Origin of the sequence: Nocardioides sp. NPDC059952 (genome assembly GCF_042730435.1) — a bacterium.
GTDB lineage: Bacteria > Actinomycetota > Actinomycetes > Propionibacteriales > Nocardioidaceae > Nocardioides.
Window position 1 is genome coordinate 16,208 of the sequence record NZ_JBHWLY010000069.1, and the last position, 17,478, is coordinate 33,685.

Genomic DNA, 17,478 nt, shown 5'->3' on the forward strand with positions numbered 1-17,478 from the left:
TGTTTAAAACCCCCCCCCCCCCCCCCCGCCTCCCCCCCCCGGGGGGCCGCCCCCCCGGCCCCCCTTGGGGGGGGCGTGACGACACAAACACAGTGAGGTCGCGCTAGACGGACTGTGTTGGTCTCGACACGCTCGCTGGCGCTCGCGGCTCGACCAGCCGAGCTAGCGGCAGTCGGTGCAGGTGCCGAAGATCTCCAGGGTGTGGGAGACGTCGGTGAAGCCGTTGTCCTCGGCCATGGTCTTGGTCCAGCGCTCGACGGCGGGGCCCTCGACCTCGACGGTGCGGCCGCACTGACGGCAGACCAGGTGATGGTGGTGGGTGTCGGAGCAGCGGCGGTAGATCGTCTCGCCGTCCTCGGAGCGCATCGCGTCGACCGCGCCGGCCTCGGCCAGCGCGGTCAGCGTGCGGTAGACGGTGGCCAGGCCGACGGTGCCGTCGAGACGGGAGTGGATCTCCTGGGCGGAGTGGAAGCCGTCGTAGGTCCGGAGTGCCTCGGCCACGGCGAGCCGCTGCTTGGTGGGGCGCAGGGAGCTCGGGGGATCAATGCTCGTCATAGTGCTCTCCCTCGGCACCGACGTGCGCCGCGTGCCGGTGCCCGTCGTGGATGTAGTCGACGTGGTCGCCGTGCTCGACCGCGACGTGGCCGCACTTCTCGCCGTGGTGGTGCGGGTGTGCCTCGTCGACCGGCTTCTCCACGGGCGCGGTCTCCGGGAACGGGGCCACGAGCGCCCGTCGGCGGCGTAGCCAGGCACCGATCGGCCAGACCAGGAAGAACCCGGCCAGGGCGACCAGCACGATGCTGGGGCCCGGCTGGACGTTGGCGCCGGTGCGGGAGAGCGCGGCCGCGAGCACCAGACCGCCGACCGATGCGACCAGACCTGCACCCATGGCACCGAGCAGCGTCATCCGGAACGACCGGGTCAGCTGCTGCACGATCGCAACGGGTACGACCATGAGGGCGGAGACGAGCAGCAGCCCGACGGTGCGCATCGCGATCACCACGCTCAGGGCAGCGAGCACGGCGACGAGGATGGAGTAGAACCGCACCGGCAGCCCGGCGACCTTGGCGTAGTCGGCGTCCTGGGAGACCGCGAACAGCTGTGGTGAGAGGCCGACGCAGATCACGATCAGCACGACCGCGAGGGCCATCGTCACGAGCAGGTCGTCGACCGAGATCGTCAGGATCGAGCCGAAGAGGAACTCCTGGAGCCGAGAGGCACCGGTGCCGGCGAGCCCGGTGACGAAGACGCCGCCGGCGAGCCCGCCGTAGAAGAGCATCGCCAGGGCGACGTCGCCTTCGGCGTGGCCGCGCTCGCGCACGATCTCGATGACCACGGCCCCGGCGATGGCCACGATCACCGCGGCCCAGGTCGGCGAGGTCTGGGTCCACAGGCCGATCGCGACGCCGGTGACGGCGACGTGACCGATGCCGTCACCCATCAGCGCCAGTCGCCGCTGCACGATGTAGGTGCCGACGGCCGGCGCCGCGATCCCGACGAGGAACGCCGCGATCAGGGCCCGCTGCATGAACGGCACCGAGAAGAGCTCGAGGAGAGTCATCAGAGCTCCTTGAGGGGGGTCGGGACGGCGGCGTTGGGCTCGGGGGTCGAGGCGTCGTCGCAGTGGACGTGCCCGGCGTCGAAGCCCTGGGCGTGGACGTCGGCGTCGGAGAGGGGCGGGCCGTCGTAGGCCTTGCGTCCGTCGCGCATGACGACGGCGCGGTCGACCAGCGGAGCCAGTGGCCCGAGCTCGTGGGCGACCAGCACGATCGTGGCGCCGGCTTCCTTGAGGCGGCTGAGAGCCCCGGCCAGCGCGTGCTGGTTGGGCAGGTCGACGCCGGCGGTGGGCTCGTCGAGGAGCAGCAGCTCGGGACGGCCGGCGAGCGCCCGCGCGATCAGCACCCGCTGGTGCTGGCCGCCGGAGAGCTGGGCGACCCCGCGGTGGGCGTACGCATCCATCCCGACCACCTCGAGCGCTGCCCGGATCGCGGCCCGGTCGGCGCTGCGCAGCGGCCGCAGCAGCTTGCGGTGGGTGAGCCGGCCGGAGGCGACGACCTCCCAGACCGATGCGGGCACGCCGCCGGTGGCGGTGCTTCGCTGGGGCACGTAGCCGACGCGGGACCAGTCGTGGAAGCCAGCCAGCGGACGGCCGAACAGCTCCAGGCGACCGGCTGAGAGCGGGTTGAGGCCGACCAGGGTGCGTACGAGCGTCGACTTGCCGGAGCCGTTGGCGCCCATCAGCGCGACGAACTCACCGCGCTTGACCGTCAGGTCCACGTCGCGCAGGACGGGGCGTCCGGACAGCGCGACATCCCCGTGCAGGAGCTGCACGGGGACATCGGAGGGAACGGTGCTGTTCCCGTTGGGATTCACTGACAACCGTTGGCCGCCTTCAGAGCGTCGAGGTTCTGGCGCATGAGGGAAAGGTAGTCCTCTCCCTCGGTGTCTGCCGAGAGGCCCTCGATCGGGTCGAGCACGGCGGTCTTCAGACCGAGGTCGTCGGCGAGGGTGTCGGCGAGCGCGGTGCTGACCAGACGCTCGGAGAAGATCGTGGTCACGCCGTGCTCCTTGGCGTGCTCGCCGATCTCGGCGAGCTGGGCCGGGTTGGGCTCGGCGTCGGGGGTCAGGCCGGCGATCGACTCGAACTCCAGGCCGTACTTGTCCAGGTAGCCGAAGGCGTCGTGGGAGACGACGACGTCCTTGATCTCGCACTGCGCCAGGCCGGCCTTGAACTCCTCGTCGACCTTCGTCAGGTCCTCGGTGAGCGACTTCGCGTTGGCCTCGTAGGTCTCGGCGTTGTCGGGGTCGGCGTCGACCAGAGCGTCGCGGACGCTCTCGGCGTACTGCGCCATCAGCAGCGGGTCGTGCCAGAAGTGCGGGTCGGTCTCGCCGTGGTCGTGCTCGTCCCCGGCCACCTCCTCGCCCTCGTGACCCTCCTCGTGGCCCTCCTCATGACCTTCCTCGGCCTTGCGGAGCTCGACGACCTTCTCGACGTCGACGACCTCACCCTTGACGTCCTGCTCGACCGCGTCGTCGACGGCGGGCTGGAAGCCGTGCTCGGTGAGGATCAGGTCGGCACTCTGCAGCGCGGCGGTCTGGTTGATGCTGAGCTCGAGGTCGTGCGGCTCAACGCCCGGCTTGGTGAGGGGAGTGACCTCGGCGAGGTCCCCCGCTACTCGCTCCGCGACGAACTCCAGCGGGTAGAACGCCGCGGCGACCTGGACCTTCCCCGAGTCTGATCCGGAGGCGGAGGAACCGGAGTCGTCGGAGAGGGCGGCACAGCCGGAGGTGAGCAGGAGCGCGCCGACAGCAAGGAGGCCGGCGGAGCGAGCAGTGGGGGTCATGAGAACCATTCTCAGACCAGTTGAGAATGGTTGTCAATTCCTTCCGGGATGCCGAACAGCAGAGGTACGCCGGTCACCCGGGGGAGGTCGATGCGGTTGCACCGCTCGGCCAGCCCCGGATCGCCGGGCCAGGAGCCGATGATCAGCCCGTCGGGCTCGTAGCCACGAGCGCGCAGCGCGGCCACGGTCAGCTCGGTGTGGTTGAGGGTGCCCAGGCCGGCCGCGGTGACGACGACGAACGAGGTGGGTGTGCCGCCGACGAGGAGCGCGTCGGCGAGGTCCAGGAGCGTGCCGCCGTCGGTGTCCAGGCGCACCAGCAGACCACCGGCACCCTCGACCAGGACGAGACCGTTGTCCCTGGTCAGCGCCGCGATCGTCGGAGCGTACGCAGCGACCGGCGGGATCTCCACCCCGGCCCGCCGGGCAGCGGTGTCGGGTGCAAGCGGCTCCTCGAGACTGGTCAGCTCGTGGACCTCGATTCCGGTCAGCCGGCGGATCTCGGCCGCGTCGCAGTCGCCGTCGGCGGTGCCGGTCTGCACCGGTTTCACGACCGCGACCTTCTCGCCGTCGGTGCGTGCCCGGGAGGCCAGCGTCGCTGTCGCGACGGTCTTGCCGACGCCGGTGTTGGTGCCGGTGACGATGACGACCCGCCCACTCATCCGACCTCACCCACGATCGTGTCGATGGCCTTGACCGCCCGGTCCCACTCCTCGTCGCTGACGCCCGCTCCGGCGGTCACCCGCAGCCGGGAGACCCCGTCGGGGACCGAGGGCGGCCGGAAGCAGCCGACGCGTACGCCCTCGGTGAGCAGGTCCGCCTGCGCTGCGACCGCTGCCTCGGGCGACGGCATCGGCACCGACAGCACCGCGCCGGCGGGGGCCGGGATGCCCAGGGTCCGGGCCAGCCCGGTGACGCGAGCGCGGATGGTGTCGGCGAGGTCCGGGCGTGCACGCGAAATCCGCGCAGCGGTCAGCGCTGCGGCGGCAGAGGCCGGAGCCAGGCCGGTGTCGAAGATGAACGGTCGGGCGGTGTTGACCAGGTGGTCCAGGACCGCTCGCGGCCCCAGCACCGCACCGCCCTGGCTGCCCAGGCTCTTGGACAGCGTCGCGGTGACGAGCACGTCGGGCCGCCCGGCGAGTCCGCGCCGGTGGACGAGCCCCGGCCCGTGCACCCCGACGCCATGAGCCTCGTCGACGACGAGCAGCGCGCCGTACGCCGCGCACACCTCGGCCAGCTCGATGAGCGGTGCCTCGTCGCCGAGCACGGAGTAGACCGACTCGGCGAGCACGAGGCTGCGTACGCCCGGCCGGGCGGCCAGCGCTGCGTGCACCGCGGCCACGTTGTTGTGCGGGACGACCGTCAGCTGGGCCCGGGAGAGCCTGACGGCATCGATCAGCGAGGCGTGGATGTGCGCGTCGGAGACGATGTGGGCGGTCCGGTCGGCCAGCGCGGTGACCACCGAGAGGTTGGCGTGGTAGCCGGTCGAGAAGGTCAGCGCGCCCGGCTGTCCCAGCCAGTCGGCGAGCTCGTCCTCCAGCTCGCCGTGCAGCGTCAAGGTGCCCGTGACCAGCCTCGACGCACCCGCGCCGCCACCCCAGAGCATGGCCGCGTCGGCCGCGGCGCGGCGTACGTCCGGATGCCCCGACAACCCCAGGTAGTCGTTGCCGGCCAGGTCGATGGTGGCGTCCCCGGCACTGCGTGGCCGCAGCCGACGGGTCAGTCCGGCCTCCTCGCGCGCCGTGGCCGCGTCGGCCAGCCAGGTCTCCCAGCTCATCAGGCCACCTCCGCGGCCGCGCCGACGGCGCGGCAGATCCGGGCGAGGTCGTCCTCGTCGGTGACGTAGGGCGGCATCGTGTAGATCAGGTCGCGGAACGGCCGGATCCAGACGCCTTCGCGCAGTGCGGCATCGGTGGCCTTGGCGACATCGACGGGGTGGTCGAGCTGGACCACGCCGATCGCGCCCAGGACGCGGACGTCACCGACGTTCGGCAGCCCGGAGAGGGGGGAGAGGCCCGCCGCGAGTGCGTCGGAGACCCGGGCCACGTCCTGCTCCCAGCCGCGAGCGGCCAGCAGGTCGAGCGAGGCCAGGGCGACCGCGCAGGCGAGCGGGTTGCCCATGAAGGTGGGCCCGTGCATGAGCACGCCCGACTCGCTCCGGGAGATCGCGTGCGCGACCTCGGAGGTGGTCAGCACGGCGGCCAAGGTCATGTAGCCGCCGGTCAGCGCCTTGCCGATGCAGAGGATGTCCGGTGTGACCTGCGAGGACACGAACAGCGAGCCGGTGCGGCCGAGGCCGGTGGCGATCTCGTCGAAGATCAGCACCAGCCCGTGCTCGTCGGCGATCTCGCGGAGCACGACCAGGCAGCGGTCGTCGTAGACCCACATCCCGCCCGCGCCCTGGAGCCGCGGCTCGAGGATGATCCCGGCCAGTTCGTGCGCATGGGCCTCCGCAACCCGGCGTACGCCTGAAGCCCACGCCTCCACGTCACCACCCGGTGCGGGCGGACGCTCGGCGAAGACCTGCGGCGCGAGCATCTCGGTGAACATCGAGTGCATCCCGCCGACCGGGTCGCACGTGCTCATGCAGCCGAACGTGTCGCCGTGGTAGCCGCCGCGCACGGTGAGCAGTTTGGTCCGCTCCGGCCGCCCGCGGCCGCGCTGGCTCTGCAGCGCCATCTTGATCGCCACCTCGACGCTCACCGACCCGGAGTCGGCGAGAAAGACGTGCTGCAGCGGCTCGGGTGTGATCGAGACGAGCCGCTCGGCGAGGTCGATCGCCGGCGCGTGGGTCAGGCCGCCGAACATGACGTGCGCCATCCGGCCGGCCTGCTCGGCGAGCGCGGCGTCCAGCTCGGGCACCCGGTAGCCGTGGACCGCCGACCACCACGACGACATCGCGTCGACGACCTCGAGGCGCTCACCGCCGTCGTCGAGGTGGAGACGTACGCCCTCGGCGCCGGTGACGAGCCGTACCGGCGCCGGGTCGGTCATCGAGGTGTAGGGGTGCCAGAGGTGCTCGCGGTCGAAGGCGAGCAGATCGGCGCCTCGGTCAACGCCCGGTTCAACGCCCGGTTCAACGCCCGGTTCAACGCCCGGATCAAGCATTCGCAGCGACATCGGTCCCCGCCCCGCGGCGCCGGATGACCGGGCCGTCCTGCTCGTCGTGGCTGCCGCACGCTCCGCCGGAGGCAGAGCCGCAGCCGTCGCCACAGCTGCTTCCGCAGCCACCGCTCGAGACGCGACCCGCCGCCTTGGTGCGGTGCTCCTCGATGAGGTCGCCGAACCCGCTCTCGTCCATGCCGAGGATGATGAACCCGTTGTCGCGCAGCATCTCCAGGTCGGCCAGCGCGTCCTGCCCCTCTGAGGTCAGGTAGTCGCCGAGGAAGATCGAGTTGGCGACCTGCAGCGCGGTGGCCTGCAGCGAGCGTAGGTGCATCTCGCGCCCGCCCGCGATCCGGATCTCCTTGTCCGGGCAGACGAACCGTGCCATCGCCAGGATCTTCACGCATCGGGTGGGGGAGAGCTCCCAGGTGTTCTCGTACGGCGTCCCGTCGAACGGCATCAGGAAGTTCACCGGGATCGAGTCGGCGTCGAGCTCCTTCAGGGCGAAGAGCGCCTCGACGAGCTGCTCGTCGCTCTCGCCCAGGCCCGCGATGAGGCCGGAGCACGGCGAGAGGCCGGCGTCCTTGGCCTTGCCGATCGTGTCGACGCGGTCCTCGTAGGTGTGGGTCTGGACGATGTTGTCGTGGTTGGACTCGGCGGTGTTGATGTTGTGGTTGTACGCATCCACCCCGGCGGCCTTGAGCCGCTCGGCCTGGCCACCCTTGAGCAGCCCGAGACAGGCGCAGACCTCGACGCCCTCGTGCGCGTCCTTCAGCGCGGAGGTCATCTCGACGACCTTGTCGATGTCGCGATCGGAGGGGCCGCGGCCCGAGGAGACCATGCAGACGCGGGTGGCGCCACCGCGCAGCCCGGCGCCTGCCTGCTCGAGGGTCTCGTCCTTGGAGAGCCAGGAGTACTTCAGCACCGGGGCCTGAGAACCGAGCGCCTGGCTGCAGTAGTTGCAGTTCTCCGGGCACAGCCCCGACTTCAGGTTGACCAGGTAGTTCACCTTGACGGTGTTGCCGAAGTGCTCGCGCCGCAGTCGCCCTGCCGCCGCGACGACGCTCATCAGCTCCGCGTCGGGCGTACGCAGCACGGCCACTGCGTCGTCGGCTGTCGCGGCCCCGCCGGACAGGATCCGGTCGGCAAGCTGGTCGAAGGCTGTCGTCATGTGGTGCGCTCCTCGGCGATGGCAGAACTGAACGACGTTCAGGTGAACGGTGTTCAGGTTAGGTTCTGTCGGGCCGTACCGCAACGCCGCGGTCCATCCGAGCGGCACTAGGATCGGCTCGTGCGCATCGAGACGATCCCTGGACTGGTCCTGATCGAGCACGAGATCGAGGTGCCGCTCGACCATCGCGGCGGCGGGCCGGAGACGCTGACCGTCTTCGCCCGCGAGGTGCGCCGCCCGGGCGATCGCGACGACCGCGACGCACTGCTCTTCCTCCAGGGCGGTCCGGGCGGGGAGAGCCCGCGCCCGATCGACCTTCCGATGGTGCCGGGCTGGCTCGAGCGGGCGCTCCGGGACTATCGGGTGATCCTCCTCGACCAGCGCGGGACCGGGCGGTCGACGCCGCTCACCGCGATGACCGGGAGGAGCCCGCAGGAGCAGGCCGACTACCTGGCCCACTTCCGTGCCGACTCGATCGTCGAGGACGCCGAGCTCCTCCGCGCATCCCTGGGCATCGAGCGCTGGTCGCTCCTGGGTCAGTCCTTCGGCGGCTTCTGCTCGCTGCGCTACCTCTCGACCCACCTCGAGTCGCTGCGCGAGGTGCTCTTCACCGGGGGAGTGCCGCCGGTGGGCCTGCCGGTCGACGAGATCTACGCCGCGACCTTCGCCCGCACGATCGACCTGACCGAGCGCCACTACGCCCGCTTCCCCGGTGACCGGGACCGGATGCGCGCGCTGGTCGAGCGCTGCGACGCGGGCGAGATCCGGCTCCCGCACGGCGGTCCGCTCTCCGCCCGCCAGGCGCGTGCGATCGGCAGCCAGCTCGGGATGACCGGCGGTTCCGAGCGGATCCACTACCTCCTCGAGCGCGACCCGGCCGGCCTCGGCTTCGGTCACGAGGTCGCCTCGCTGCTGCCCTTCAGCGGGCACTCGCCGCTCTACGTACTCGTCCACGAGGCCTGCTACGCCGATGCTCAGGCGACCCGCTGGGCCTCCGCGCGCGTCCAGCCCGCGGCGTACGAGGACCCGACCCTCTTCACCGCCGAGCACCTCTTCCCGTGGCACCTGAGCGAGGACCCGCTGCTGGCTCCCTTCGCCGAGACGGCGGACCTGCTGGCCGAGCGCGAGTGGCCGAGCCTCTACGACCCGTCGGTGCTGGCGTCGGTCGACGTCCCGTGCGCCGCGGCGGTCTACTACGACGACCCCTACGTCCTGCGCGAGCACTCCCTCGCCACCGCCGAGCTGGTCCCCACCCTGCGCCCGTGGATCACCAACGCCCACCTCCACAACGGCGTCCAGGTCGCACCCGACGAGGTCCTGGACCGCCTCATCGCGATGGTCCGCGGACGCGTCTGAGGGTTGACCAACGCTCTGTTCGTCAACGAAGGGCCAACATCCGCGGCAGCGCGCCGCGGTGCCGGGCATCATGACCGCATGAGCCTGCCTGTGACCGCCGTTCGCACCGCATCCTTCGTGGTCACCATGGTGCTGGTCGGGCTGGCCTATCCCGTGCTTACCGGACTGGCCTACGCCGGACTCCTGGTTGCCTCGGCGACCGGCGACCAAGGCATCGGCGGACCGCTCGCAGGGCCGGTGCTCGTGCTTCTCGGCGCTGCCGTCGGGGCGCTCTGCGTGGCCATCGCCGCGCCCGCGGCGCTCGCGGCACGCGTCGTGGGAGGCCTCAAGGGGGTGCTGGCCGGCTCCGCGACCCTCGTGTTCCTCACCGCCGGAGCGACCTGGTCGGCCTGGCTGCTCTTCGGCCTGTCCGGGAGCCCTGCGGTGACCGCCGCGGTCCTGGTCGTCGCCGCAGCCCCCGCGGCGCTCGTGCTCGCGCTCTCCGACGCCGTCGCCGGGTTCGTCACCGGCCTGCGCCTTCGGCCGCGGCCCCTTGCCGCCGAAGCCTGAGCGGACCTGCGAGACTCTGGTTCCTGTGAGCATCGAGGTAGTGGCGTACGACCCGTCGTGGCAGGACCGGTTCGAGAAGGTGGCCGCAGCCTTGCGCGGCGCACTGGCTGACGGCCCGGCGGCGAGCGTCGAGCACGTCGGCTCGACCTCGGTCCCCGGCCTCGCCGCGAAGCCCATCCTCGACATCGACGTGATCGTCGCGCCGGAGGACGTACCGGCCGCCGTCGCCGCACTCGAGCGCCTCGGCTACGCCCACCGGGGCGACCTCGGCGTAGCCGGTCGCGAGGCCTTCCTCGCTCCCGACGAGGATCCGCGACGCCACGTCTACGTCTGCGCCGCGGGGACTCTCAACGTACGCAACCACCTCGCCGTCCGCGACGTCCTGCGCCGCCGCGACGACCTTCGCGACGAGTACGCAGCGGTGAAGCTGGCGCTGGCCGCCGACCCGGCGATGGACATCGACACCTATATCGCCCGCAAGTCCGACGTCCTGCAGAAGGTCCTCGCCGCCTCCGACCTGACCGACGCCGAGCGCCGCCAGATCCTCTCCCTCAACGACCCGAGCCGCTGATGCTGCCGATCCACGTCGGCGTCGTGATGGACGGCAACCGCCGCTGGGCGAAGAAGGCCGGCTTCGCGAACCCTGGCGCCGGCCACGACGTCGGCGCCGACCACGTCGAGGACCTGCTGGGCTGGTGCACCCGTCGGGGGATCGACCACCTCACCTCCTACGTCCTCTCCGCCGACAACATCCGGAAGCGTCCGAAGTCCCAGGTCGACCACCTGTTCGGCATCCTGGCCGACAAGCTCCCGCAGACCGTCGTACGCAGCGACCGCTGGGCCCTCCACGTCTCCGGCGACCTCTCCCTGCTGCCCGCGGACGCGGCCGATGCGCTGCGTGCGGCCGAGAAGGAGACCGCCGATCGCCCCGCCCATCTGACGATGGCGATCGGCTACGACCCGCACGGCGACATCGTCGAAGGCATCCGCCGCGCGATCGCCTCGGGCGTCACGGAGATCGACGAACAGACCATCACCGCCGCGCTGCCCGGCGGCCCGGTCAAAGACATCGACCTCGTCATCCGCACCAGCGGCGAGCAGCGCCTCTCCGGCTTCTTCCCCTGGCAGACCTCGAACGCCGAGATCGTCGTCAGCGAGAAGCTCTGGCCCGACTTCACCGAGCACGACTTCGCCGAGGCGCTGGAGCTCTACGCCGAACGCCGGTCGCCCGCCTCCTGACGCTCCACTTCCGCGCATGTGCACGGAAGTGACGCCGCGGAACGGCGCCCTGGGCGTCAGAACCCTGCACATCCAATGTTTTGGCGGGTGCCACAGCAATAGAGTGGCGTTCGTGCTGCGCGCGATCGTCTTCGACCTCGATGACACGCTGGTCGACCAGGCCGGAGCGGCGCGGACGGCGGTGGTCGGGTGGGCGGCGGAGCACGGGATCAGCGGGGTCGACGTCGCCGATCGGTGGGCCGCCGTCTCGGACGCGCACTACCGCAGGTACCAGAGCCGGGAGATCGGGTTCCAGGAGCAGCGGCGGGCTCGGACCCGCGAGTTCCTCGGGGTCGAGGTCTCCGATGCGGAGGCGGATGCACTGTTCGCCGGCTATCTGACGAGGTACGAGGCGCAGTGGGTCGCCTTCGACGACGCCGTCCCAGCGCTCAGCCGGGTGCGCGAGGCCGGTCTCCGCACCGTCGTCCTGACCAACGGCGACGACGCCCACCAGCGCCTCAAGCTCGACCTGACCGGTCTCGCCGCGGAGGTCGACCTGCTCGTCTCGACCTCGACCCTGCCCGCGAGCAAGCCCGATCCGCGGGCCTACCTGCTCACCTGCGAGCGAGCCGGCATCGCCCCTGTGGAGGCGCTGATGGTCGGCAACAGCCTGGCCCACGACGCACTCGGCCCCATCGAGGCCGGTCTCGATGCCGTCCTCCTGGACCGCCATGACGCTCACCTCGATGCGCCTGTGCCCCGGATCGGCTCGCTCCACGACCTGAGCTGGTGACGGCGCTGGACTCAGAGGCGAAGGGCGTGTGCAGCCATCCGGTAGGCGACGGCAGCGGCCTCGGGGTCGTGGAGCGAGGTGTCGGCCAGAGCCACCTCGGCGTGTGCGCGGACGCTGGCGGCCGGGTCGCCGGCGATCAGGTCGGCGCACAGGCCGGCGACCACGCTGTCTGAGTCGTGGTCGTCGAGCTCGTCGAGGACGTTTCCGAGGTCGAGCAGCATCGCCGCCTCCTCGAAGATCTCGCGCAGGGTCTCCACGTCGACCTCGACACCGGGTCGCGCGGCCGCGACCGCGGCCAGCTCGAGGATCGGGGTGAGCCGGGGATCGAGGTCAGGCATCGCCATGGTGCCCAGCATGGGCCTCCGAGCTCCGGCGGGGCAACGGGGTTAGCCGACCTCGTCGAGGTCGAGACCCATGGGGGACTGATGGGGGATCTCGCCGGAGGTGACGACCGCCTTGGTGAGGGGCCGCAGCAACGTGATGAGGTCGTCGACCTCGCCCGGCTCCAGGGTCGCGTACGCCGTGGCCGCAAGCGCGTCGGTCGTCGACTCGATCGTGGTCTTGGTCTCGCGGCCGAGGTCGGTGAGGGACTGACCGTCGTCGGTGACGAGTCCGCGGGAGCGCAGGCCCGAGACGAGAGAGGCCCACTCGGCCTCGTGGATGTTGCGGGAGGTGGCGTAGACCGACGGGGAGGTGCCGTTGGCCAGCGCATGGAAGACATGGGACTCGCGGCCGCCGATGCCGGCGGTCAGCAGGGTGGCGACGTGACCGTCGCCGCGGTGCTCGCGCAGCAGGGTGGCGGCGTGCCAGAGGAGGTCGACGGGATCCGTCGGCACGGGGAGCGAGCGGAGTGCGGCGTACAGAGTACGGCCCTCCATGGGTGCGCCGAGCGCGGCTCGCGAGGCGAGCGATGCGGCCCGAGCCAGGTCGTCGGAGGAGGCGAGCGGGCCGAGGTGGCGGTGGAGTGCCGCGACGGCACCTGAGCGCCGGGCCTCGTGCGCGGCCTCGGGCGGTGCGTACGTCCAGGCGTCGGGAAGCGCCCGGGAGACGTGGGAGAAGGCGAAGTTGTAGAACACCGCGTGGACGACCTCGGCTGGGACGGCGCCCAGCGGAGCCGACCGGGCGGCGAAGTAACCCATCCAGTAGCCGCGGTAGCCGGCCTCCTTGAGCAGGGCGATCGGCTCGGGTGAGAAGTAGCCCACCGCATGGATCGGCTCGAGCAGCTTCCACAGGCGACGCGCGTTCGGGTCCATGCTCAGCGACGCTATCGGCACAGGAGCGAATTGGCCCTGCGGGCGGCGTACATAACAAGATGACACCGTGGATAGGATTTCCCTGTCCTGTGGACTTCCCCCTCAACACCGGGCCCGGCAGCCGGCCGGGCTCACCTCGAGCAGAGAGCATTCATCGTGGCAAAGCCGCCAGCATCCACCCTTGACCTCGTCGTCTCCCTCGCCAAGCGGCGCGGGTTCGTCTTCCCCAGCGGCGAGATCTACGGCGGCACCCGGAGTGCCTGGGACTACGGCCCCCTCGGCGTCGAGCTCAAGGAGAACATCAAGCGCCAGTGGTGGAAGGCGATGGTCCAGCAGCGCGACGACGTCGTCGGCCTCGACTCGAGCATCATCCTGCCGCGCCAGACCTGGGTGGCGAGCGGCCACGTGGAGACGTTCAACGACCCGCTGGTCGAGTGCCAGTCGTGCCACAAGCGCTACCGCTTCGACCACCTCCAGGAGGAGTACGCGGAGAAGAAGGGCATCGAGGACCCCGACACCGTCGTCATCAACGAGGTCGTCGCCTGCCCCAACTGCGGCACCCGTGGCGCCTGGACCGAGCCGCGCGAGTTCTCCGGCATGCTCAAGACCCACCTCGGTGTCCTCGAGGACGAGTCGGGCCTGCACTACCTGCGCCCCGAGACCGCGCAGGGCATCTTCGTCAACTTCGCCAACGTCGTCACGAGCACCCGCCAGAAGCCCCCGTTCGGCATCGCGCAGACCGGCAAGAGCTTCCGCAACGAGATCACGCCGGGCAACTTCATCTTCCGCACCCGTGAGTTCGAGCAGATGGAGATGGAGTTCTTCGTCAAGCCGGGTGAGGACGAGGAGTGGCACCAGTACTGGATCGACGAGCGCACCCGGTGGTACACCGACCTCGGCATCAACCCCGACAACCTGCGCCACTACGAGCACGCCCAGGAGAAGCTGAGCCACTACTCCAAGCGCACCGTCGACATCGAGTACCGGTTCAACTTCCCCGGCAGCGAGTGGGGTGAGCTCGAGGGCGTCGCGAACCGCACCGACTTCGACCTCGGCACCCACATGAAGCACTCGGGCCAGGACCTGCAGTACTTCGACCAGGCCAACAACGAGCGCTACCTGCCCTACGTCATCGAGCCCGCGGCCGGTCTGACCCGCGCGCTGATGACCTTCCTTGTCGACGGCTACGCCGAGGAGGAGGCCCCCAACGCCAAGGGTGGCGTCGACAAGCGGGTCGTGCTCCGCCTCGACCACCGGATCGCGCCGGTCAAGATCGCGGTGCTCCCGCTGTCCCGCAACGAAGCGCTGAGCCCGAAGGCGAAGGCGCTCTCGGCCGAGCTGCGCGCCAACTGGGCCGTCGACTTCGACGACTCCCAGTCGATCGGCAAGCGCTACCGCCGCCAGGACGAGATCGGTACGCCGTACTGCGTCACCGTCGACTTCGACACCCTCGAGGACAACGCGGTCACCATCCGCGAGCGCGACACCATGAAGCAGGAGCGCATCCCGCTCGAGGGCGTGAGCCGCTACTTCGCCGAGCGTCTGATCGGCGCCTGAGGCAGTAGGTCAACGCCGGGCCGTTACCACCTCGTAAACCTTGCAGGGGGCGTCCTGCCGCACGATCTCGAGAAGCGTGCGGCAGGATATCCCCATGCAACGAGCGGGGTCCGTACTCGCCGCATCCGTTACGGGTGCGGTCATGGTCATGTCAGTGATGGGGTGCAGCGGCACGGCGCCGAGGACGAACGCGCCCAAGCCGTCCGAGAGCGCATCCGCCTCGCCCTCCGCCTCGCCGTCCGCGTCGGCCTCCCCGTCCGCCGGGGCGCTCACCGAGCCCGGTGCCGACCGCAAGCTGGGTGAGACCGCGACCGTCGAGTGGGCGCCCAAGGAGGGTGTCGACGGCAAGCTCTCGATCACCGTCGACAAGCTCGAGTCGACCTCCTACAAGCAGACCTTCTCCGGTTGGAAGCTCGATGAGGCGACGCTGTCACGCGCTCCCTACTTCGTACGCGCCACCATCAAGAACGACGGCAAGACCGACCTCGGTGGCTACGACGCACCGTTGTGGGGTCTCGACGGCGAGGGCAACCTGGTCGAGGCGGCCGCGTTCAAGGAGCCGTTCAAGCCCTGCGACGGCAAGACGTTCCCCAAGCCGTTCGCGCCCGGCACGAGCGTCAAGACCTGCCTGGTCATGCTCGTCCCCGACCAGGGCAAGCTCGTCGGCGTGAGCTTCCGGCCCTACGAGGAGTTCGACCCGATCACCTGGGAGAGCGACCCGACGCCCTACGTAGCCCCCAAGGCCTCGGGCTCTCCCTCTGCCTCGCCGACCTCCTAGAATTTCGTACGCTTCGGGGTTGGCCGGACAATGGAAGGCATGTCCCTTCCCGGCCCCCTCAAGCTCGGCAGCCTGACCGTCGACACCCCTGTGGTGCTCGCGCCGATGGCCGGCGTCACCAACGCCGCCTTCCGGCGCCTGTGCGCCGAGCAGGGTGCGGGTCTCTACGTCTGCGAGATGATCACCTCGCGCGGCCTGGTGGAGGGTGACCAGCACACCAAGGACATGCTCGTCTTCGACGAGGCCGAGACCGTACGCAGCGTGCAGCTCTACGGCACCGACCCGGTCTATGTCGGCAAGGCGACCGAGATCCTCTGCGCCGACTACGGCGTGGCGCACGTCGACCTCAACTTCGGCTGCCCGGTGCCCAAGGTGACCCGCAAGGGCGGCGGGGGAGCGCTGCCCTACAAGCGCGGCCTGCTCGGCGAGATCCTGGAGCATGCCGTGCGCGCGGCAGAGCCTTATGACGTACCGGTGACGATGAAGACCCGCAAGGGCATCGACGAGGCCCACCTGACCTACATGGATGCCGGCCGGATCGCCCAGGAGAGCGGCGCCGCAGCGATCGCGCTGCACGGGCGTACTGTCGCGCAGGCCTACTCCGGCACCGCCGACTGGGACGCCATCGCCGAGCTCAAGGCCTCGGTCGACATCCCGGTGCTCGGCAACGGCGACATCTGGGAGGCGGCCGACGCGATCCGGATGGTCGAGGAGACCGGCGTCGACGGCGTCGTCATCGGCCGCGGCTGCCTGGGCCGCCCCTGGCTCTTCCGGGACCTGGTGGCCGCTTTTGCCGGTGAGACGGTCAACGTCCTGCCGAATCTGGGCGAAGTGACCGACATCATGCGGCGCCACGCTGAGCTGCTCTGCGAGCACATGGGCGAGGAGCGCGGCTGCAAGGAGATCCGCAAGCACATCGCGTGGTACCTCAAGGGCTTCGGTGCCGGTGGTGAGCTGCGCCGGACCCTCGGCCTGGTGAACAGCCTTCAGGACCTCGACGAGATGCTCGCCAAGCTCGACCGGAACGAGCCTTTCCCCTCGTCACAGCTGGGTGCCCCGCGTGGGCGCCAGGGTGCGCCGCGGGACAAGGTGGTCCTTCCGGAGGGGTGGCTCGACGACGCCGACGGGCGTGGCTGCGGGTTCGCGGAGAACGTGTCGGAGACCTCCGGCGGCTGAGGCTCCGGGGCTCGCTCGGACGGGTCTCGAGGGGCATTTCGAGCCCTCGGAATCAGTCGCTCGACAGGTACAAAACTACGCAAAAACTCGGTAAGGGAATTGGAATACCCCCTGTCGTGTGTGCTGTACTCATTGCCGTGCCGAGCCCCCACCAGCACAACCCTCGACGGGTTTCATCCGTTGAAACCGTGGGAAAACTCGGGCACAGACCATGTAGTCGAGCAAAGGATTGCGTGTGGCCGGCAGCCACAGAGGCGACACTCGGGCCGTCCGTAAGACCAAATCAATAGTTGCCAGCGCAGGGGTCGCGGTTCTCGCGACAGGCGTCGCAGTCGGCGCCGGAGCCGCATTCGCGGAGCCCACCACCCTGATCGCCAAGAACGCAGGCGCTTCCCTCTCCTCGACCAAGGCCAACGTGCCGAGCACCCGTGACGACGCGCGCGTCGCCGGGGACCGTCGCGAGACCGTCGTCAGCCGTGACGGAGGCGATCGCGATTCGGTCTCCTCGGTCGAGACGCTGACCAAGGGTCCCGAGCAGGTCGAGACCGGCACCGCCAAGGCGGTCAAGCGCTGGACCGAAGAGACGCTGAACCTCTGGTCCGCCTACGGCAAGCACGCAGCCCAGGACGGTGAGATCGAGGCCGGCGAGCTGGTCTACGCGACCGGTCGCACCGAGTCCGGCCGCGACGAGATCATCGTCGACGGCGAGGTCGCCTGGGTGACCAGCGGCCACCTCAGCGACGAGAAGCCCGAGACCACCGGCGTCGCGGCGGGTGTCAGCGGCGCGGCCTGTGGCGACTCCTCGGTCGAGAGCGGCCTGGTCGCCGACGCGGTCACCGTCTACCGCGCTGTCTGCAATGCCTTCCCGGAGGTCGCCTCGATGACCGTCGGTGGCTGGGACGCCCACGGTGAGCACACCTCGGGCAAGGCGCTCGACTTCATGACCGGCGACAAGGCGCTCGGCGACTCGATCGCCGCCTACCTGCAGCAGCACGCAGCCGAGCTCAACCTCTACGACATCATCTGGTACCAGCGGATCTGGACGCCGGTACGTGCCTCGGAGGGCTGGCGCTCCATGGAGGACCGCGGGTCCGCCACCGCCAACCACTACGACCACGTGCACGTCTCCACGAACTGACGCGACTGGCCTCGAAGACAGGTCGGCCCGGGCTCTCGAAGCC

The 17,478-nt window shown here is 70.3% G+C and carries 19 protein-coding genes; 9 read left to right on the plus strand and 10 right to left on the minus strand.

The genetic code is table 11. From position 1 onward, the window contains the following. Window positions 1-162: 162 nt before the first annotated feature. The 8 genes from ACFV9G_RS23885 to bioB are packed head-to-tail and all read right to left on the minus strand — an operon-like array spanning window position 163 to window position 7,617. Window positions 163-555, minus strand: coding sequence for a Fur family transcriptional regulator (locus ACFV9G_RS23885; RefSeq protein WP_091048587.1), 393 nt, complete (start codon window positions 553-555; stop codon window positions 163-165). Then, complete coding sequence (locus ACFV9G_RS23890; protein ID WP_378730630.1) at window positions 542-1,561, minus strand: metal ABC transporter permease; 1,020 nt, start codon at window positions 1,559-1,561, stop codon at window positions 542-544. Before ACFV9G_RS23890 ends, ACFV9G_RS23885 begins: the two co-directional genes overlap by 14 nt. Continuing rightward, window positions 1,561-2,331 (minus strand): metal ABC transporter ATP-binding protein, encoded by a 771-nt coding sequence (locus tag ACFV9G_RS23895; RefSeq protein ID WP_378730632.1) that lies wholly within the window; start codon window positions 2,329-2,331, stop codon window positions 1,561-1,563. The genes ACFV9G_RS23890 and ACFV9G_RS23895 overlap by 1 nt, the downstream gene beginning before the upstream one ends. A 38-nt stretch (window positions 2,332-2,369) precedes the next feature. Then, window positions 2,370-3,344 carry a metal ABC transporter substrate-binding protein gene (locus tag ACFV9G_RS23900; RefSeq protein ID WP_378730634.1) on the minus strand — a complete coding sequence of 325 codons (975 nt, stop codon included), beginning with the start codon at window positions 3,342-3,344 and terminating at the stop codon, window positions 2,370-2,372. An 11-nt stretch (window positions 3,345-3,355) separates the two neighbouring features. Continuing rightward, window positions 3,356-4,003 carry a dethiobiotin synthase gene (gene bioD / locus ACFV9G_RS23905; RefSeq protein WP_378730636.1) on the minus strand — a complete coding sequence of 216 codons (648 nt, stop codon included), beginning with the start codon at window positions 4,001-4,003 and terminating at the stop codon, window positions 3,356-3,358. Beyond that, the gene (locus tag ACFV9G_RS23910) at window positions 4,000-5,118 is read right to left on the minus strand and encodes an 8-amino-7-oxononanoate synthase (protein ID WP_378730638.1); all 1,119 of its coding nucleotides are present in this window, start codon (window positions 5,116-5,118) and stop codon (window positions 4,000-4,002) included. Before ACFV9G_RS23910 ends, bioD begins: the two co-directional genes overlap by 4 nt. After that, entirely contained in the window at window positions 5,118-6,461 is a 1,344-nt protein-coding gene (gene bioA, locus ACFV9G_RS23915; RefSeq protein WP_378730640.1) for an adenosylmethionine--8-amino-7-oxononanoate transaminase, read from the minus strand. Before bioA ends, ACFV9G_RS23910 begins: the two co-directional genes overlap by 1 nt. Next, complete coding sequence (gene bioB, locus ACFV9G_RS23920) at window positions 6,442-7,617, minus strand: biotin synthase BioB (RefSeq protein WP_378730642.1); 1,176 nt, start codon at window positions 7,615-7,617, stop codon at window positions 6,442-6,444. Before bioB ends, bioA begins: the two co-directional genes overlap by 20 nt. A 120-nt stretch (window positions 7,618-7,737) precedes the next feature. Between bioB and ACFV9G_RS23925 the strand changes: the two genes are divergently transcribed. From ACFV9G_RS23925 to ACFV9G_RS23945, 5 genes are all read left to right on the plus strand, one after another. Next, window positions 7,738-8,973, plus strand: coding sequence for an alpha/beta fold hydrolase (locus ACFV9G_RS23925; RefSeq protein ID WP_378730644.1), 1,236 nt, complete (start codon window positions 7,738-7,740; stop codon window positions 8,971-8,973). 78 nt (window positions 8,974-9,051) lie between these two features. Further along, window positions 9,052-9,522 carry a hypothetical protein gene (locus ACFV9G_RS23930; protein WP_378730646.1) on the plus strand — a complete coding sequence of 157 codons (471 nt, stop codon included), beginning with the start codon at window positions 9,052-9,054 and terminating at the stop codon, window positions 9,520-9,522. Window positions 9,523-9,547: 25 nt separating this feature from the next. Then, on the plus strand, window positions 9,548-10,093 hold the full coding sequence (locus ACFV9G_RS23935) for a GrpB family protein (protein ID WP_378730648.1): 546 nt from the start codon (window positions 9,548-9,550) through the stop codon (window positions 10,091-10,093). After that, window positions 10,093-10,761 (plus strand): polyprenyl diphosphate synthase, encoded by a 669-nt coding sequence (gene uppS / locus ACFV9G_RS23940; protein WP_378730651.1) that lies wholly within the window; start codon window positions 10,093-10,095, stop codon window positions 10,759-10,761. The genes ACFV9G_RS23935 and uppS overlap by 1 nt, the downstream gene beginning before the upstream one ends. A 112-nt stretch (window positions 10,762-10,873) precedes the next feature. Continuing rightward, window positions 10,874-11,533, plus strand: a complete 660-nt coding sequence (locus tag ACFV9G_RS23945; protein ID WP_378730653.1) for an HAD family hydrolase — start codon at window positions 10,874-10,876, stop codon at window positions 11,531-11,533. An 11-nt stretch (window positions 11,534-11,544) separates the two neighbouring features. Here the strand turns inward: ACFV9G_RS23945 and ACFV9G_RS23950 are convergent, their stop codons facing one another. Together ACFV9G_RS23950 and ACFV9G_RS23955 are read right to left on the minus strand one after the other, a co-directional pair. After that, window positions 11,545-11,877: a hypothetical protein gene (locus ACFV9G_RS23950; RefSeq protein ID WP_378730655.1), complete on the minus strand. Its 333-nt coding sequence runs from the start codon at window positions 11,875-11,877 to the stop codon at window positions 11,545-11,547. A gap of 42 nt (window positions 11,878-11,919) precedes the next feature. Beyond that, window positions 11,920-12,786, minus strand: coding sequence for a hypothetical protein (locus tag ACFV9G_RS23955; RefSeq protein WP_378730657.1), 867 nt, complete (start codon window positions 12,784-12,786; stop codon window positions 11,920-11,922). A gap of 156 nt (window positions 12,787-12,942) precedes the next feature. Here ACFV9G_RS23955 and ACFV9G_RS23960 point away from each other — a divergent pair, with 156 nt between their 5' ends. The 4 genes from ACFV9G_RS23960 (at window position 12,943) to ACFV9G_RS23975 (ending at window position 17,435) form a co-directional block, all read left to right on the plus strand. Continuing rightward, window positions 12,943-14,343 carry a glycine--tRNA ligase gene (locus ACFV9G_RS23960; protein ID WP_378730659.1) on the plus strand — a complete coding sequence of 467 codons (1,401 nt, stop codon included), beginning with the start codon at window positions 12,943-12,945 and terminating at the stop codon, window positions 14,341-14,343. 148 nt (window positions 14,344-14,491) lie between these two features. After that, window positions 14,492-15,121 carry a hypothetical protein gene (locus ACFV9G_RS23965; protein WP_378730661.1) on the plus strand — a complete coding sequence of 210 codons (630 nt, stop codon included), beginning with the start codon at window positions 14,492-14,494 and terminating at the stop codon, window positions 15,119-15,121. 39 nt (window positions 15,122-15,160) lie between these two features. Then, window positions 15,161-16,297, plus strand: coding sequence for a tRNA dihydrouridine synthase DusB (gene dusB, locus ACFV9G_RS23970; RefSeq protein WP_378730663.1), 1,137 nt, complete (start codon window positions 15,161-15,163; stop codon window positions 16,295-16,297). Window positions 16,298-16,532: 235 nt separating this feature from the next. Then, entirely contained in the window at window positions 16,533-17,435 is a 903-nt protein-coding gene (locus ACFV9G_RS23975; protein WP_378730665.1) for a mucin-2 protein, read from the plus strand. Window positions 17,436-17,478 lie beyond the last annotated feature (43 nt).

Bases quoted from the DNA above. Each gene is read 5' to 3' on its own strand.
- ACFV9G_RS23955 (WP_378730657.1), bottom strand. From the start codon at position 12,786: ATGGACCCGAACGCGCGTCGCCTGTGGAAGCTGCTCGAGCCGATCCAT.
- bioA (WP_378730640.1), bottom strand. From the start codon at position 6,461: ATGTCGCTGCGAATGCTTGATCCGGGCGTTGAACCGGGCGTTGAACCG.
- ACFV9G_RS23900 (WP_378730634.1), bottom strand. From the start codon at position 3,344: ATGACCCCCACTGCTCGCTCCGCCGGCCTCCTTGCTGTCGGCGCGCTC.
- ACFV9G_RS23930 (WP_378730646.1), top strand. From the start codon at position 9,052: ATGAGCCTGCCTGTGACCGCCGTTCGCACCGCATCCTTCGTGGTCACC.
- dusB (WP_378730663.1), top strand. From the start codon at position 15,161: ATGTCCCTTCCCGGCCCCCTCAAGCTCGGCAGCCTGACCGTCGACACC.
- uppS (WP_378730651.1), top strand. From the start codon at position 10,093: ATGCTGCCGATCCACGTCGGCGTCGTGATGGACGGCAACCGCCGCTGG.
- bioB (WP_378730642.1), bottom strand. From the start codon at position 7,617: ATGACGACAGCCTTCGACCAGCTTGCCGACCGGATCCTGTCCGGCGGG.
- ACFV9G_RS23890 (WP_378730630.1), bottom strand. From the start codon at position 1,561: ATGACTCTCCTCGAGCTCTTCTCGGTGCCGTTCATGCAGCGGGCCCTG.
- ACFV9G_RS23965 (WP_378730661.1), top strand. From the start codon at position 14,492: ATGTCAGTGATGGGGTGCAGCGGCACGGCGCCGAGGACGAACGCGCCC.
- ACFV9G_RS23885 (WP_091048587.1), bottom strand. From the start codon at position 555: ATGACGAGCATTGATCCCCCGAGCTCCCTGCGCCCCACCAAGCAGCGG.
- ACFV9G_RS23950 (WP_378730655.1), bottom strand. From the start codon at position 11,877: ATGGCGATGCCTGACCTCGATCCCCGGCTCACCCCGATCCTCGAGCTG.
- ACFV9G_RS23910 (WP_378730638.1), bottom strand. From the start codon at position 5,118: ATGAGCTGGGAGACCTGGCTGGCCGACGCGGCCACGGCGCGCGAGGAG.
- bioD (WP_378730636.1), bottom strand. From the start codon at position 4,003: ATGAGTGGGCGGGTCGTCATCGTCACCGGCACCAACACCGGCGTCGGC.